We start from the raw sequence: 13,841 nt of genomic DNA on the forward strand, positions 1-13,841 counted from the left end.
GTGGTCCGCGCGGCCGTCGGTCGCGGTGCGCCGGGCACCGGTCGCCTGATGCCCTTGAGCCTGCCGGAGCCGGTGTCGGCGGACAATGGTGGAACTATCCGTTCGCGGGGTGGGGTTATCCCCACCCCGCCGCGACGGCGAGGGGGTTCCAGCCCGCCCTTCGACGGTAGACAGCGCGGACGGCGCGATCGTCATCCGGCGGTACGAACCGGCGGGCGCCGCAAGTAGGTGTGTCCCCCTAGGGGTCTGCTACCCGAGGGGGACATGCGGCTCAGGGTCGGTGGCGCGGACCTGCTCCGACGGCCCGTCAGGAGTCGGCGCGCAGGGCCGAGACGCCCAGCTCGAGGGCGGCTTCGAGATGGGTGGTCCGGCCGGTCTGGAGCAGGATCGCCACGCCGCCCTGGACGCCTGCGAGCAGCGCCGCGGCGGCCTGTTCGGGGTCGGTGCCGGGCGCGGTCGCGCCCTGTTCGCGCATCGCCCGGATGCCGTCGGCGAGCCTGCGCTGCCACTGCTGGAGCAGCCGTGCGGTGACCTCGCGGGAGGCGGGCGTGGTCCGGGTCAGCTGCGTCATCAGCGTGCCCAGCGGGCAGGTCATGCCCTGCTCGCGGTAGCGGGCCAGCACCGCCTCGCGCCAGGCGTCCCATGCCGCCCAGGACGTCAGGTCGCTCAGGAACGGCTCCTGGTCGTGCAGCACCCGGTCCGCCTCGTACTGCGCGACGGCGTACATCAACTGCTCACGGCCGTCGGGGAAGTAGTGGAAGAGCTGGCTCTTGCTGGTCGCGGTCGCCCGGCACACGTCCTCCAGGGTGGTGGCGACCACGCCCCGGGCGCGGATCTCGGCGGCGGCGCCCTCGACGATGCGCTGCCGGGTGGCCCGGCCCTTCGCGGTGAGTTTCACCGGCTGCTGCGTCATGCCTCCAGCGTCGCACAGCACGGCGCCATTTGTGGACTTGCTGGTCCATTTTCTGGGTGCCACTCTCGACCACGCCGCCAGGGGGCACCGCCGGACACCGCGGAGCCCCGGGCGCGCCACACGACAGCGGCACCCAGGAGGAGAAGGTCATGGAACGGCGATTCGACGGCAGGACCGCCCTGGTCACGGGCTCGACCTCGGGCATCGGAGCAGAGGTGGCCCGCACGCTGGCCGCGCAGGGCGCGCTGGTCGTGCTCAGCGGGCGGCGGGCCGAGCGCGGCGAGGCGGTGGTGGAGGAGATCGAGGCGGCCGGCGGCCGGGCGGTGTTCGTGGCAGCCGACCTCGCCGCCGGCGGCGCGGCCGTACGGGGCCTGGCCGACGCGGCACTGGAGGCGGCCGGCGGCCGGCTGGACATCCTGGTCAACAACGCGGCGCAGCTGCTGGGCCTGCTCCCCACCGAGCAGACCGACGAGGCGACCCTGGACACCGCCTTCGCCGTCAGCGTGAAGGCCCCCTTCCAGCTCACCGGGCTGCTGGTGCCGGCGATGGCCGAGCGCGGCAGCGGCGCGGTGGTCAACATGGGCTCCATCAACGGCTCGGTCGGCATGGCCGACTCCGCCCTGTACAGCATGACCAAGGCAGCGGTGCACTCGCTGACCAAGTCCTGGGCGGCGGAGTACGGTCCGCGCGGCGTACGGGTCAACGCGGTCGCCCCGGGCCCCACCGAGACCGAGGGCAACGCCGCCCACGCGGACGTCATCGCACCCCTGCTGGCGGCGAGCCCGGCCCGCCGGATGGGCCGCCTGGACGAGGTGGCCGCCGCGGTGGCCTTCCTCGCCAGTGACGAGGCGACGCACATCCACGGGGCGATCCTGCCGGTGGACGGCGGCTTCACCGCGGTGTGAGCGGCGCGGGAGGCGCCGACAGCACAGGAGGTGCCGGCGGTGCGGGCCGCGCACGCGGGGCCGGGTCGTACGGGTTTCAGCCCATCGTCAGGCGCACCGGGCGTACCCCGCCGAGCAGGGCGGCCAGCGCCCGGTCGACGTCCGGGCCGACGTACCAGTCACCGGTGTGGTCCACCGCGTAGACCCGCCCGTCGGGGTCGATGGCCAGCAGCGCGCCGGACCCCGGCTCCTCGCCGAGCGGGCTGATCTCGGTCTCCAGCGCCCGCCCGAGGTCGCCGAAGGTACGGGCCAGGTGCAGGCCGCGCAGCGGGTCGACGACGACGGCGGAAGGCGCCACCTGGCGGCCGGGACCGGCCGCGGGCGGGATCTCCAGACCGCCGAACTCCGCCCACGCCTCGACCGCCGCCGGGAAGACCGCGTGCCGGTGGCCGCCCGGCGAGAGGTGCCCGCGCAGCCGGTCCGCCCACACCTCGGCCTGCTTGATGTCCCAGCGCCCCGGCTGCCAGCCGGCCGTGCGCAGCGCGGCGTCGACGCCCAGCGGGAAGCGGGTGCCGCCCGCCGTGCCCGCGCTCACGCGCCCGCCGCCGCGGGATCGAAGGGCCGCACCCCGAAGTGCGCGAGCAGGGGCGCGCAGGAGCGGCACGGCGGTGCGTAGCTGCCGTGCGCGGGGTCGCCGTCCTCGCGTATGCGGCGCGCGGTGAGCTTGGCGCCGCGCAGCGCCTTGCGCGCCTCGCCCTGGGTCAGCGGCCGGCGCGAGGCCCGCTTGCCGCGGTTCGCCTCGACCGCCGTCAAGTGCCGTGAGAGGAGCACCGGTTCCGGGCAGCGGCCGGTGAACCGTTCACGCTGGGCGACCGGGAGCGCGTCCAGGAAGTCCTGCACGATCGGGTGGAGCACGGGCGGCTGCTCGCCCTTGGCGCCGGTGCAGGTGAGCACCTCGTCCCGGATGGACAGCGCGGCCGCGATCGCGGGCAGGATGCCGTCCCGGCGGTGCCGCAGCACCGGGGCCGCCATCCCGTCGCGGGCAGCGCTCCAGCTCAGCCTGGGGTCGGCGGTGTCCGCCGCTGGTAGCCGAGTTGTCATATCCTGCCCCGTTCCGTCGTTCACCCGCCCCAAGGCGGCAGCTCCCCCGTCTGCCGGATCAGAGTGCCAAAGACGCCATCCGGGAGGGAAGCGGATCACGATGTGGCGACCCTTCTGTGTGGGCCATGTCACCGTCCTGTGACGTCACCGCCGTGCTTCGAACACGGAGCGCACACATCCGCCGCCGCGCCGTCGCCGTCGCGGGGCGGCCGTGCATGGCGGGAACGGGTGCGCCGCCGCGGGGAGGTCCGTACGGCGCCGCGGGCGCGGGGCGGTTCGCGCGGCGCCGGGCTGACGGGGCTTCATCGTGACCGTGCGGTGACCGTGTTGTGAGCAGCGCCATAGGCGGCGGGGCGGGCCTGGTGCCGTAGAGTCGCGCGGCAGCGGGCGGACGCCCGCGAGGGCCGGGCCGGGACGCCACGGACCGGACGCGGCGCGCGGGCAAGGGCGGCGCCGCGGCGCCGGGCCCGCACACGACACAGGGGAAGCCATAGATGCGGATACGCCCACGCCGTCGCCTACTGACCGGTAGCCGCAGGGTGCTGCCCGTGGCCGTCCTGGTGCCCGCGCTGGCACTCACCGCGGCCTGCGGCGGCGGCAAGAGCAAGGACAGCGGCAGCGCGGCGTCCAAGAAGCTCACCGGCTCGGTGATCACCGCGAAGGACGTGGACCATCTCAAGGTGGTGCCCGCGACCGATGACAGCCAGCTGCTGGGCGCCGAGCAGACCACCGATCCCGCGGCGTGCCAGCCGGTGGCCGACCAGTGGAGCCTGGAGCCGAAGCTCGCCAGGACCGTCTACACCGGCGCGCTGGTCACCGACACCGCGGCCGCGGAGGCGGGCGCGAAGACGATCTCGCTGGAGGTCGTGGCCTCCTACCGGGCCGGGCGCGCGAAGCAGGTGCTCGACCAGTTGTCGGCCGCGGTCGCCCAATGCTCCGGCTACAAGGTCACCCGCAACGGCCGGACATCGACCTTCACGGTCAAGAGCGTCCCCGCGTCCGCGGCGGTCGGCGGCACCTTCGGCGACCAGCAGGTGACCTACACCGTCTCCGACCCCGCGCTCGGCGCCTCCGGGATGGCGCTGGTCACCGTGGTCCGGGTCGGCGACTTCGTGGCGGCCTTCGAGACGGTGCGCGCGGACCACAAGACGGCGGCGCTGCGGGCGGAGATCGCGAGCAAGCAGGTCGACAAGCTGCGGGCGGCGGCCGCCACGAAGTGACCCCGGGCCGGGTCGGACAGGCCGCGCAGGCCGCCCCGCGGCCACCCCGGTCCTCCCCGGTCTGTCCCGGTCCGCCCCAGCTGGCTGCGCCGAAGCGGGCGATCGGGGCGAACCGGGCCGCGGGGAGCGAGTTATCCACAGGCGCGAGGACGGGACCCGCGGGGCTCTTGCACGACCCCCTAGGCTGTCGTCATCAGCTCAGACGCAGCAGGGGGCAATCGCCATGACCACAGGCCCGCAAGGGCTGGGATCACCTCCCGGACCCGCAGCCGCCGCGCGCACCGCGCCGCCCAACGCGGCCTACGCCGGACAGGTCGTGCACTTTCCCGACCCGATCCGGGCCGCCCGCCACCCGCAAGGCGTGTGGGTGGACGACGCGGGCTACCCCGACTTCTCGCCGTACGCCCGCGCGGCGGCCGAGATAGCCGAGCCGCCCGAGGGCTTCGGCGTGGACGAACTGCGCCTGACGGACTACGTGTCGGCCAACGCGGCGCTGCACGCCTCCGGCCACGAACTGTGGGGCAGCCTGTCGCCGGTCGCCACCCCGCACGGCTGGACCTGGCACCACGTCCACGGCAGCCGCCGGCTCGAACTGGTGCCGGTGGAGGTCAAGGCGCTGCTGCGGCACCACGGCGGCCTGGCCGCCTCCGTGGCCGACCACGCCAAGCGCGGCACCCGTCCGCTCCAGGAGACCCGCCCGGTGCACTTCGGGCTGCCCAAGGAGCCGGTCGCGGTCACCGAGCAGCAAGTGCGGGACGTCGAGGAGGAGTTGGGGTACCGCCTGCCCGGCTCCTACCGCACCTTCCTCAAGGCGGCCGGCGGCTGCGCCCCCAAGGGCGTCGCCCTCGACCCCGACCTCGGCCTGCTGCTCGACCAGCCGTTCTTCACCGTCCGCGACGAGGCGGCGACCAACGACCTGGTGTACGTGAACAAGTGCCTGCGCGACCACCTCACCAAGGACTACCTGGCGATCGGCTACATCCAGGGCGGCCTGCTCGCGGTGCGGGTGAAGGGCGAGGGCGCCGGCTCGGTCTGGTTCCTCGGTTACGACGACGCGCGCGACGGCGACCGCTGGGCCACCCCGGCCGAGCGGGTGGCCGAGCTGCTGCTGCCCTGCGGCGACTCGCTCGACGCCTTCCTGCTGAGACTGGTCGGCAATCCGCCCGAGTTGGACACGGTCGCGAATCTGATGGTCGACGGCGGCTTCGCCAGCGCCGCGGCCGTGGAGGGGTGAGACACATGGTCACTTTCGCGCAGGCACAGGAGCGCGCCGAGCGCTGGGTCAACGCGGACGTCCCCGCGTACGCGGCCCGCGAGGTCCACGTCCGCGAGTTCGACCTCGGCTTCGTGGTCTGGTCCGAGGCCCGGGAGGACGGCCCGTCCTCCGACGACGGAGCGGTCCGCGTGGTGATCGCCCGGGACAGCGGCGAGGCCACCTTGTGGCCGGCCCTGCCCATCGGCGAAGTCATCCGCCGCTACGAGGAGGAGTACGGCCAGGTGGCCAACGACGCGGTGCCCGAGCCGCCCCAGCGAGTCGACCTCGAGGCGACCTCGTTCCTGCTCAGCCCACCGCAGTGGCTCCAGGACGCCGCCGACCGGATGGGCATCCCCGACCGCCGGACGTCCGGGTCCGAATCCGGGTCCGGGTCCGGGTCCGGCTCCGCCAGCGGTGCCTCGGCCGACCCGGCACCGGCGCCCGCCGACGCCGCCCCCGCGGCGGGTGAACCCGAGCCCGCGTCCGTGCCCGCGCCTGCTCCGTCATCGGGTGGCCGCGTCGACTACCGCCGCCCCGACGACAGCGGTGCTCCGAACACCGGTTCTGCTGCTGGCCCCGCGGCTCCCGCGGCCGACGCGGCGGGCCCTGGCGGCTCGGAAGCGTCCGGCGGGTCGGGCCGCATCGACTACCGGCGCCCCGGCGACAGCGGTGCTCCGAACACCGGTTCCGCGGCCGACGCCCCGGCTCCGGCCCCGGTGCCCGCGCAGAGCTCGGGCGGCGGCAGTTGGGCCGGCAAGACGGTCAGCGACTCCGGTGAGGGCCAGTCCGTCCCGGTCCCCGAGACCGTCTTCGCGCCGCCGATCAGCGACGCCGACCTGCCCGACCGACAGCCGGCCGGTGCCGAGGCCAGGACGGAGCTGCTGCCCGGCGGGAGCGGGCTGCCGCGCACCATGCTCGCCCCCCAGCAGCAGGAGCCGCCCGCGCCGCCCCGGCCGGGAGTGCCGCACACCATCGGTGGTTCCGAGTTCCCGCCGCCCGGCGGCCCGTCGGTGCCGCTGCCGCCGCCGAGCGGGCTGGCGGGCCCGGCCGGCCCCGCCCCACTGAGTCCCGGCGCCGCCGACATCGCCGACCTGGAGACGTCGCGGGCCATGCCGCCCGGCCGCGGCCCCGCGCCGAGCCAGGGCACGCCGCCCCCGCCCCCCGCGCCGGCTCACAGCACCCCGCCCCCGCCGCCGTACTCCGGTCCCCCCGCGCCGGGCCAGGGCACCCCGCCGCCCCCGCCGTACTCCGGTCCCCCGGCGCCAGGTCAGGGCACCCCGCCGCCCCCCGCGGGTGGCAACCCGCACTACGCGGCCACGATGCTCGCCAGCCCCGGGACGCCCCCGCCCGGCGCCGGCGCGCCGCCCCCGCCGCCCGGCGCCGGCACTCCCCCGCCCGCGAGCAGCGACCCGCACTACGCGGCCACCATGCTCGCCGGCCCCACCCTGCCCCCGCCCGGCGCCGGCGCGCCGCCCCCGCCGCCCCCCGGCGCGGGCGCACCGCCGCCCGCGCCCGGCCCGGCCGCCCCACCGCCCCCGGCGGGCAACGACCCGCACTACGCGGCCACGATGCTCGCCGGCCCCGGCATGCCGCCGCCCGGCATGGGCACCCCGCCCCCGCCGCCGCCCGGCATGGGCGGCCCGGCGATGGGCCCGCCCGCACCGCCCGGATACGGCTATCCGCAGCAGGGCGCGGTGCCCACGGTCGGCCCCGGCTACATGGCGGTGCTGCGCTACCGCGGCCAGGACGGCAGCGAGCAGCAGCTCATCCGGCGCTCGGCACCGGGCACCCCGCACCCGGAGTGGCAGATCCTGCACGAGCTGCGGTCGTTGGGCATCCGTCCCGAGCAGGTGCTCGAACTCCACACCGAGTTGGAGTCCTGCGACCTGCCGGGGGGCTACTGCACCCGGATGATCCGGGAGACCTGGCCGCAGGTGCGGATCAGCCACACCGCGCCGTACGGGCGGGACCACGCGAGCCGCCGCCAGGGTGTGCAGCACCTCCTCACCCACCAGGGCGAGCTGCATCAGGTGGCCGGCGCGCCCGCCCGCCCGCAGCCGCAGCGGGTGCCGATGCCCGACCCGCACAGTGTGCTGCGGGTGCCGCCGGTGGGTCTGGACGTGATCGGCCAGGAGGTGGCGGGCGCGTTCGGCCCGCAGGGCGTGTTCCGGTTCGACCAGCGCGCGGTCTCCCGGCAGGGCGTGCCGGACATCGTGGCCCAGACGCTGGTGTGGGCCGGGCTGCCGACGGACTTCTCGCCGTTCTTCTGGGCGCAGGCCCAGCCCGGCCAGCCGGTGCCGACGCTCGCCGAGCTGGCCGCGCAGCGCGGGGTGCAGCCGGCCGCCGACGCCGGCTCGTACCTGGTGATGGGCAACGACTTCGGCCGCCAGCTGTGTGTGCAGTACGGCACCGCGCACATCGTCGCGGTGCCGTTGGAGGCGGGCCCGGGCGGGCAGCCGGCGCCGCCGCAGTTCGTCAACTCCAGCCTGCCGGAGTTCGCCCGCTGCATGGCGCTGCTCGGGCGGATGTGGCGGCTGCGGATCGGCCTGACGCCGGAGCAGGCCGGGCACTGGACGGTGGACTTCCAGGCGCAGTTGGCCGCGCAGGACCCGGCGGCGATCGCCTCGCCGGACAACTGGTGGTCGGTGCTGATCGAGCAGATGTGGGACGGGCTGCTGTAGGGGCCGTTCGCGCAGGGCGGGGAGCGGGTCGCTGAGGTGGCCCGTTCGCGGCCGTTTCGTGCGGGCCGGGTGGAAGGTGCGCCTTCCACCCGGCCCGTCCGTGTTTCCGGGGTAGAAGACAGTCCGGGCGGCGGAGACCGTCGGAGTGTCGAGGACCGTACAATTCGGTCATAAGCGATAAATGGGAACACGGGAACGGCCCGACGTCGCGAGGGGCAGTGGCCATGAGCAGTGATACGTCCGCATCGACGCAGAGTCCGGCGCGACCGCGCGAGCGGGAGGGGTTCGCGGCCGCGCGCGGCCGGGGCTACCGGCCGGACCAGGTGGACCGGTTCCTGGACGAGTTGTCGGAGGACCGCGACGCCGCGTGGGAGCGGGCGGCCCGGCTGACCGTCCTCGCCAACGAGATGGAGGCCGAGTGCAAGGCCCTGCGCCGCCAGGTCGCCGCGCTCGGGCCCACCGACTTCACCCGGCTCGGCGCCGGCGCGCAGGAACTGCTCCAGATGGTCGAGGAGGAGGCCGCCGCGGTGCGCGAACGCGCCGAGGTCGAGGCGCAGTACGCGAAGGACGCCGCCGACACCGCCCGCCGCACGCTCCAGGACGAGGCCCGCGCGGCCGCGTCCGCCCGGCTGGCCGCCGCCGAGGACCAGGCCCAGCAGGTCCTGGACGAGGCGTGCGGGCGCGCCGCGGAGATCCTGGGCGCCGCCCGCGCCGAGGCCGACGCCGTACGGGGCGAGGCCGGTGCGGCGCTCGACGCGATGCGGCAGCAGGTGGACCGGGACCGGGCGGCCGCCGAAGCGGAGCAGCGCGAGCGGACGGCGGGCATGGAGCAGGACCTCGCCGAGCAGCAGGCCGTGATCGACAGCCGGCTGTCCGGCCTGCTCGCCGACGCCGAACGGCGGCTGGCGCAGGCGCAGCAGGAGCGGGCCGACGCGGAGGCGGCGCTGCGGACGCAGCAGGCCGAGGCGGAGGCCCGGGCCGAGACGCTGATCGCGGAGGCCCGCAGCCATGAGGATCGGGTGCGCCGGGACGCGGAGCGGGTGCTGCGGGAGCACGAACTGCACCGCGACGAGGTACGCGCGCACCTCGCGCACATCCGCGCGACCCTCTCGGACCTCACCGGCCGCCCCTGACGCGCACCACGGCCCGCCGTTCCCGACCCGCACCGCGGTCCACCTGTTCGCGCCCCCGCCCGGGTGCCGCGGGGAAACGCCATACGAACCGCCGCACGAGCCGCCGCACCAACCGCCGTGCCGCGTCAGCCCGCCGTCGGGACCATCGCGGAGACGCGGAAGCCGCCGTCGGGCGTGGGGCCCGCGGCGAAGCCGCCCCCGTGGGCGGTGACCCGCTCCCGCATGCCGGTCAGCCCGTGCCCGCCGCCGGGGATCGCCGCGGCGGCCTGCTCGGCCGGGCCGTTGACGATGAGGACGGCCACCTCGGCCTCGCGGTAGGCGAGCCGCACCTGCGCCGTCGCCCCGGCCGCGTGCTTGCGCACATTGGTGAGCGCCTCCTGCACCACCCGGTACACCGTCGCCTCGATCCGCCGCCCGCACGGCCGCTGCTCGCCCTCGACCGACAGCTCGACGCCCATCCCGGCCGCCCTCGACTCCTGGACGAGCTGCGCGAGTTCGGCCAGGCTCGGCCCGGCGTCGGGCTCGTGGTCGGCGCCGGCATCCGCACCGGCCACCGCACCGGCCACGGGCGGCGCGGCGGGGGGCGCCGCGGACGGCCCCGGCTCCGAGCGCAGCACCCCGAGCATCTGCCGCAGCTCGGTCAGCGCCTGCCGCCCCATCTCCCCCACCAGCTCCGCGCTCTCCGACGCCTTCCGGCCGTCCTTGAGCGCCACCGCCTTCCACGCGGTCGCGTGCACCACCATCAGGCTCACCCGGTGCGCGACCACGTCGTGCATCTCCCGGGCGATCCGGGCCCGCTCTGCGGCACGGGCCCGCTCGGCCCGCTCCGCGGCCTTCTCGGCCAGCAGCTCGAGCTCGCGTTCCAGGCCGTCGGCCCGGTCCCGCAGGCTCTCCACCAGCCGGCGGCGGGCCCGTACGTACAGGCCGAAGAGCACCGGCGGCGCGATGAGGCCGGCCGCGACCAGGATCGAGATGGCCAGCACCAGCGGCAGCCCGAGCCGGCTGCTGGAGTGCCGGACGCTGGACTCGATGCTCACGAACGCGACGAGCATGGTGCCCAGGCCGCACATGCCGGCCAGCAGGGCCGTCAGCCGGCGCGGCACCTCGGACGCGGCCAGGGTGTAGAAGCCGACCAGCGACAGGATCAGGCCGGTCTGCGCGGGGGTGACCGCGATCGCCACCAGCACCACCGCGATCGGCCAGCGGCGGCGCAGCACCAGCGTGGCGCCCACCAGCAGCCCGACCAGCGCGCCCAGTCCGGTGGGGATGCCGACCTTCGCGGTGAACTCGGCGCCCTCGAAGGCGGACTCCAGGGCCGAGGCCGCCGCCAGCGACACGTCCAGCACGACACTGCGCCGCCTGGACCACCACCACAGGCCGGACCAGGCCCGTGCCTGTCCCGGCTCGGCCTCCTCGCCCGGTACGCGCGCCCCCGTCGTACTCATGGCGTCCAGCGTAGGCGGTGAGCGGGCGGTGGAGCCCGGGCGCCCCGAGTGTCCGCCTGATGGGCCGGGCGTCTCGCCGAGCGCCCCGAGACCTATCCTGGAGCGGTCGGACAGCGCGGTCCGCGAGTCCCCGTACCCCGAGTTCGTACCCACTCGTATCCCAAGCCGTCGCCCATTCCACTGCACAAGGAGCCGCACCTGTGAGCAGCGCCGACACCCCACCGGCCAGCAGCACCGCCCTGCGCGCCGACATCCGACGCCTGGGCGAGCTGCTGGGCGGCACGCTCGTCCGGCAGGAGGGCCAGGAACTTCTCGACCTGGTCGAGAAGGTACGCGCACTGACCCGCAGCGACGGCGAGGCCGCCGCCGCCCTGCTGGGCGAGACCGATCTGGAGACCGCGGCCAAGCTGGTCCGCGCCTTCTCCACCTACTTCCACCTGGCCAACGTCACCGAGCAGGTGCACCGCGGCCGCGACCTGCGCGCCCGCCGGGCCAACGAGGGCAGCCTGCTCGCCCAGACCGCCGACCTGCTCAAGGACGGCGACCCGGAGCACGTGCGCGAGAGCGTGCGCAACCTCAACGTGCGGCCGGTCTTCACCGCGCACCCCACCGAGGCCGCCCGCCGCTCGGTGCTCAACAAGCTGCGCCGGATCGCGGAGCTGCTGGACGAGTCCCCGGTCTCCTCCGGCGACCGGCGGCGCGCGGACCTGCGGCTGGCCGAGAACATCGACCTGCTGTGGCAGACCGACGAGCTGCGGGTGGTCCGCCCTGAGCCGGCCGACGAGGCCCGCAACGCGATCTACTACCTCGACGAGCTGCACGCCGTCGCGGTCGGCGACGTGCTGGAGGACCTGGCCGCGGAGCTGGAGCGGGTCGGTGTGCCGCTGCCGCCGCAGACCCGCCCGCTGACCTTCGGCACCTGGATCGGCGGCGACCGGGACGGCAACCCGAACGTCACGCCCGAGGTGACGTGGGACGTGCTGATCCTCCAGCACGAGCACGGCATCACCGACGCGCTGGAGCTGGTCGACTTCCTGCGCGGCGCGCTGTCGAACTCCATCCGCAACTCCGGCGCCAGCCAGGAACTGCTGGACTCGCTCTCCAACGACCTGGTGGCCCTGCCGGAGATCAGCCCGCGCTACAAGCGGCTGAACGCCGAGGAGCCCTACCGGCTCAAGGCCACCTGCATCCGGCAGAAGCTCGTCAACACCCGCGAGCGGCTGGCCGGCGGCACCGCCCACGTGCCCGGGCGGGACTACCTGGGCAGCACCGAGCTGCTGACCGACCTGCAACTGATCCAGGACTCGCTGCGCGCCCACCGCGGCGGCCTGATCGCCGACGGCCGCACCGACCGGACGATCCGCACGCTGGCCGCGTTCGGCCTCCAGCTGGCCACCATGGACGTGCGCGAGCACGCCGAGGCGCACCACCACGCGCTCGGCCAGCTCTTCGACCGGCTGGGCGAGGAGTCCTGGCGGTACGCCGACATGCCGCGCGACTACCGCCGCAAGCTGCTCGCCAAGGAGCTGCGCTCGCGCCGCCCGCTGGCGCCGAGCCCGGCACCGCTGGACGCGGCGGGCGCGAAGACGCTGGGCGTCTTCCACACCATCCGCGAGGCGTTCGAGCGGTTCGGCCCGGAGGTCGTGGAGTCGTACATCATCTCCATGTGCCTGGGCTCGGACGACGTGTTCGCCGCCGCGGTGCTGGCCCGCGAGGCCGGGCTGATCGACCTGCACGCCGGGGTCGCCAAGATCGGCATCGTGCCGCTGCTGGAGACCACAGACGAGCTGAAGATCGCCGACAAGCTGCTCGACGAGATGCTCTCCGACCCCTCCTACCGGCGGCTGGTGTCGCTGCGCGGCGACGTGCAGGAGGTCATGCTCGGCTACTCCGACTCCTCGAAGTTCGGCGGCATCACCACCTCGCAGTGGGAGATCCACCGCGCGCAGCGCCGGCTGCGCGACGTCGCGCACCGGCACGGGGTGCGGCTGCGGCTCTTCCACGGCCGCGGCGGCACCGTCGGCCGCGGCGGCGGCCCCTCGCACACCGCGATCCTCGCCCAGCCGTGGGGCACCTTGGAGGGCGAGATCAAGGTGACCGAGCAGGGCGAGGTGATCTCGGACAAGTACCTGATCCCCTCGCTCGCCCGGGAGAACCTCGAACTGACGGTCGCGGCCACCCTCCAGGCGTCGGCGCTGCACACCGCGCCGCGGCAGTCCGACGAGGCGCTGGCGCGGTGGGACGCGGCGATGGACATCGTCTCCGACGCCGCGCACACCGCCTACCGCGAGCTGGTCGAGGACCCGGACCTGCCGCCGTACTTCTTCGCCTCCACCCCGGTCGACCAGCTCGGCGAGCTGCACCTGGGCTCGCGCCCGTCCCGCCGGCCGGACTCCGGCGCGGGGCTGGACGGGCTGCGGGCCATCCCGTGGGTCTTCGGCTGGACCCAGTCCCGGCAGATCGTGCCGGGCTGGTTCGGTGTCGGCTCCGGCCTGAAGGCGGCGCGCGAGGCGGGCCTGGACGCGGTGCTGGAGGAGGCCCACGGCCAGTGGCACTTCTTCCGCAACTTCCTGTCCAACGTCGAGATGACGCTGGCCAAGACGGACCTGCGGATCGCCCGCCACTACGTCGACACCCTGGTGCCCGACGAGCTGAAGCACGTGTTCGCCACGATCGAGGCGGAGCACGAGCTGACGGTGCGCGAGGTGCTGCGGCTCACCGGCGAGTCCGAACTGCTCGCCGGGAGCCCGGAGCTGGCGCAGACGTTCCACATCCGCGACCAGTACCTGGACCCGATCTCCTACCTCCAGGTGACCCTGCTGGCCCGCCAGCGCGCGGCGGCCGCCCGCGGTGAGGAGCCGGACCCGCTGCTGGCCCGCGCCCTGCTGCTGACGGTCAACGGTGTGGCAGCGGGGCTGCGCAACACCGGCTGACCGCCCGGCGCGCGGCCTCGCCCCGCACCGGCCCGGGCGGCGGGCGGGGCGGGGCCGCGACCAGCGGCACTCCGCCTTTCCCGGGTGACGCGCGTAGCTAAAAATGCCGACCGGTAACTTCGGTCAAGGCGGCTCCATAACCCGGATGAGCCCCTACGCTTTTCAACAACGCCGGTGGGGGCCGGCGGGTATCAGGGGGCGAGACGCACGGGGTCCGGCGCCCGGGCAGGGACGGCGGTCCATGTCCGGGCGCCGGGCTCCCCGCGAGGCGGTTGC

10 protein-coding genes are annotated in these 13,841 nt (G+C 75.3%); 6 read left to right on the forward strand and 4 right to left on the reverse strand.

From position 1 onward, the window contains the following. Positions 1-307 precede the first annotated feature (307 nt). The gene (locus tag AC3ERT_RS12195; protein ID WP_435131176.1) at positions 308-913 is read right to left on the reverse strand and encodes a TetR/AcrR family transcriptional regulator; all 606 of its coding nucleotides are present in this window, start codon (positions 911-913) and stop codon (positions 308-310) included. Between the two features lie 149 nt (positions 914-1,062). On the opposite strand from AC3ERT_RS12195, the gene AC3ERT_RS12200 reads away from it, so the two are divergent. Continuing rightward, complete coding sequence (locus AC3ERT_RS12200; protein ID WP_435131178.1) at positions 1,063-1,818, forward strand: SDR family NAD(P)-dependent oxidoreductase; 756 nt, start codon at positions 1,063-1,065, stop codon at positions 1,816-1,818. 76 nt (positions 1,819-1,894) lie between these two features. On the opposite strand, the gene AC3ERT_RS12205 is transcribed toward AC3ERT_RS12200, so the two are convergent. Together AC3ERT_RS12205 and AC3ERT_RS12210 are read right to left on the reverse strand one after the other, a co-directional pair. Beyond that, positions 1,895-2,392: an SUKH-3 domain-containing protein gene (locus AC3ERT_RS12205; RefSeq protein ID WP_435173964.1), complete on the reverse strand. Its 498-nt coding sequence runs from the start codon at positions 2,390-2,392 to the stop codon at positions 1,895-1,897. Beyond that, a complete protein-coding gene (locus tag AC3ERT_RS12210; RefSeq protein ID WP_435131180.1) occupies positions 2,389-2,898 on the reverse strand; it encodes a YwqJ-related putative deaminase in 510 nt (169 codons plus the stop codon). Before AC3ERT_RS12210 ends, AC3ERT_RS12205 begins: the two co-directional genes overlap by 4 nt. A 548-nt stretch (positions 2,899-3,446) precedes the next feature. On the opposite strand from AC3ERT_RS12210, the gene AC3ERT_RS12215 reads away from it, so the two are divergent. The 4 genes from AC3ERT_RS12215 (at position 3,447) to AC3ERT_RS12230 (ending at position 9,187) form a co-directional block, all read left to right on the forward strand. Further along, on the forward strand, positions 3,447-4,118 hold the full coding sequence (locus AC3ERT_RS12215; RefSeq protein WP_435173966.1) for a hypothetical protein: 672 nt from the start codon (positions 3,447-3,449) through the stop codon (positions 4,116-4,118). 223 nt (positions 4,119-4,341) lie between these two features. Further along, complete coding sequence (locus tag AC3ERT_RS12220) at positions 4,342-5,352, forward strand: HNH endonuclease (RefSeq protein WP_435131184.1); 1,011 nt, start codon at positions 4,342-4,344, stop codon at positions 5,350-5,352. 5 nt (positions 5,353-5,357) lie between these two features. Next, positions 5,358-8,054 carry an SUKH-4 family immunity protein gene (locus tag AC3ERT_RS12225; RefSeq protein WP_435173968.1) on the forward strand — a complete coding sequence of 899 codons (2,697 nt, stop codon included), beginning with the start codon at positions 5,358-5,360 and terminating at the stop codon, positions 8,052-8,054. A 224-nt stretch (positions 8,055-8,278) separates the two neighbouring features. Beyond that, complete coding sequence (locus AC3ERT_RS12230; protein WP_435173970.1) at positions 8,279-9,187, forward strand: DivIVA domain-containing protein; 909 nt, start codon at positions 8,279-8,281, stop codon at positions 9,185-9,187. A gap of 125 nt (positions 9,188-9,312) precedes the next feature. On the opposite strand, the gene AC3ERT_RS12235 is transcribed toward AC3ERT_RS12230, so the two are convergent. After that, positions 9,313-10,632 (reverse strand): sensor histidine kinase, encoded by a 1,320-nt coding sequence (locus AC3ERT_RS12235; protein WP_435173972.1) that lies wholly within the window; start codon positions 10,630-10,632, stop codon positions 9,313-9,315. Between the two features lie 200 nt (positions 10,633-10,832). On the opposite strand from AC3ERT_RS12235, the gene ppc reads away from it, so the two are divergent. Continuing rightward, positions 10,833-13,565 carry a phosphoenolpyruvate carboxylase gene (ppc, locus tag AC3ERT_RS12240; protein WP_435173974.1) on the forward strand — a complete coding sequence of 911 codons (2,733 nt, stop codon included), beginning with the start codon at positions 10,833-10,835 and terminating at the stop codon, positions 13,563-13,565. Positions 13,566-13,841: the final 276 nt, after the last annotated feature.

Source organism: Actinacidiphila sp. bgisy145 (genome assembly GCF_057708125.1).

Coding starts and splice junctions, on each gene's coding strand:
- AC3ERT_RS12210 (WP_435131180.1), bottom strand. CDS start 2,898: ATGACAACTCGGCTACCAGCGGCGGACACCGCCGACCCCAGGCTGAGC.
- AC3ERT_RS12220 (WP_435131184.1), top strand. CDS start 4,342: ATGACCACAGGCCCGCAAGGGCTGGGATCACCTCCCGGACCCGCAGCC.
- AC3ERT_RS12235 (WP_435173972.1), bottom strand. CDS start 10,632: ATGAGTACGACGGGGGCGCGCGTACCGGGCGAGGAGGCCGAGCCGGGA.
- AC3ERT_RS12225 (WP_435173968.1), top strand. CDS start 5,358: ATGGTCACTTTCGCGCAGGCACAGGAGCGCGCCGAGCGCTGGGTCAAC.
- AC3ERT_RS12230 (WP_435173970.1), top strand. CDS start 8,279: ATGAGCAGTGATACGTCCGCATCGACGCAGAGTCCGGCGCGACCGCGC.
- AC3ERT_RS12200 (WP_435131178.1), top strand. CDS start 1,063: ATGGAACGGCGATTCGACGGCAGGACCGCCCTGGTCACGGGCTCGACC.
- AC3ERT_RS12195 (WP_435131176.1), bottom strand. CDS start 913: ATGACGCAGCAGCCGGTGAAACTCACCGCGAAGGGCCGGGCCACCCGG.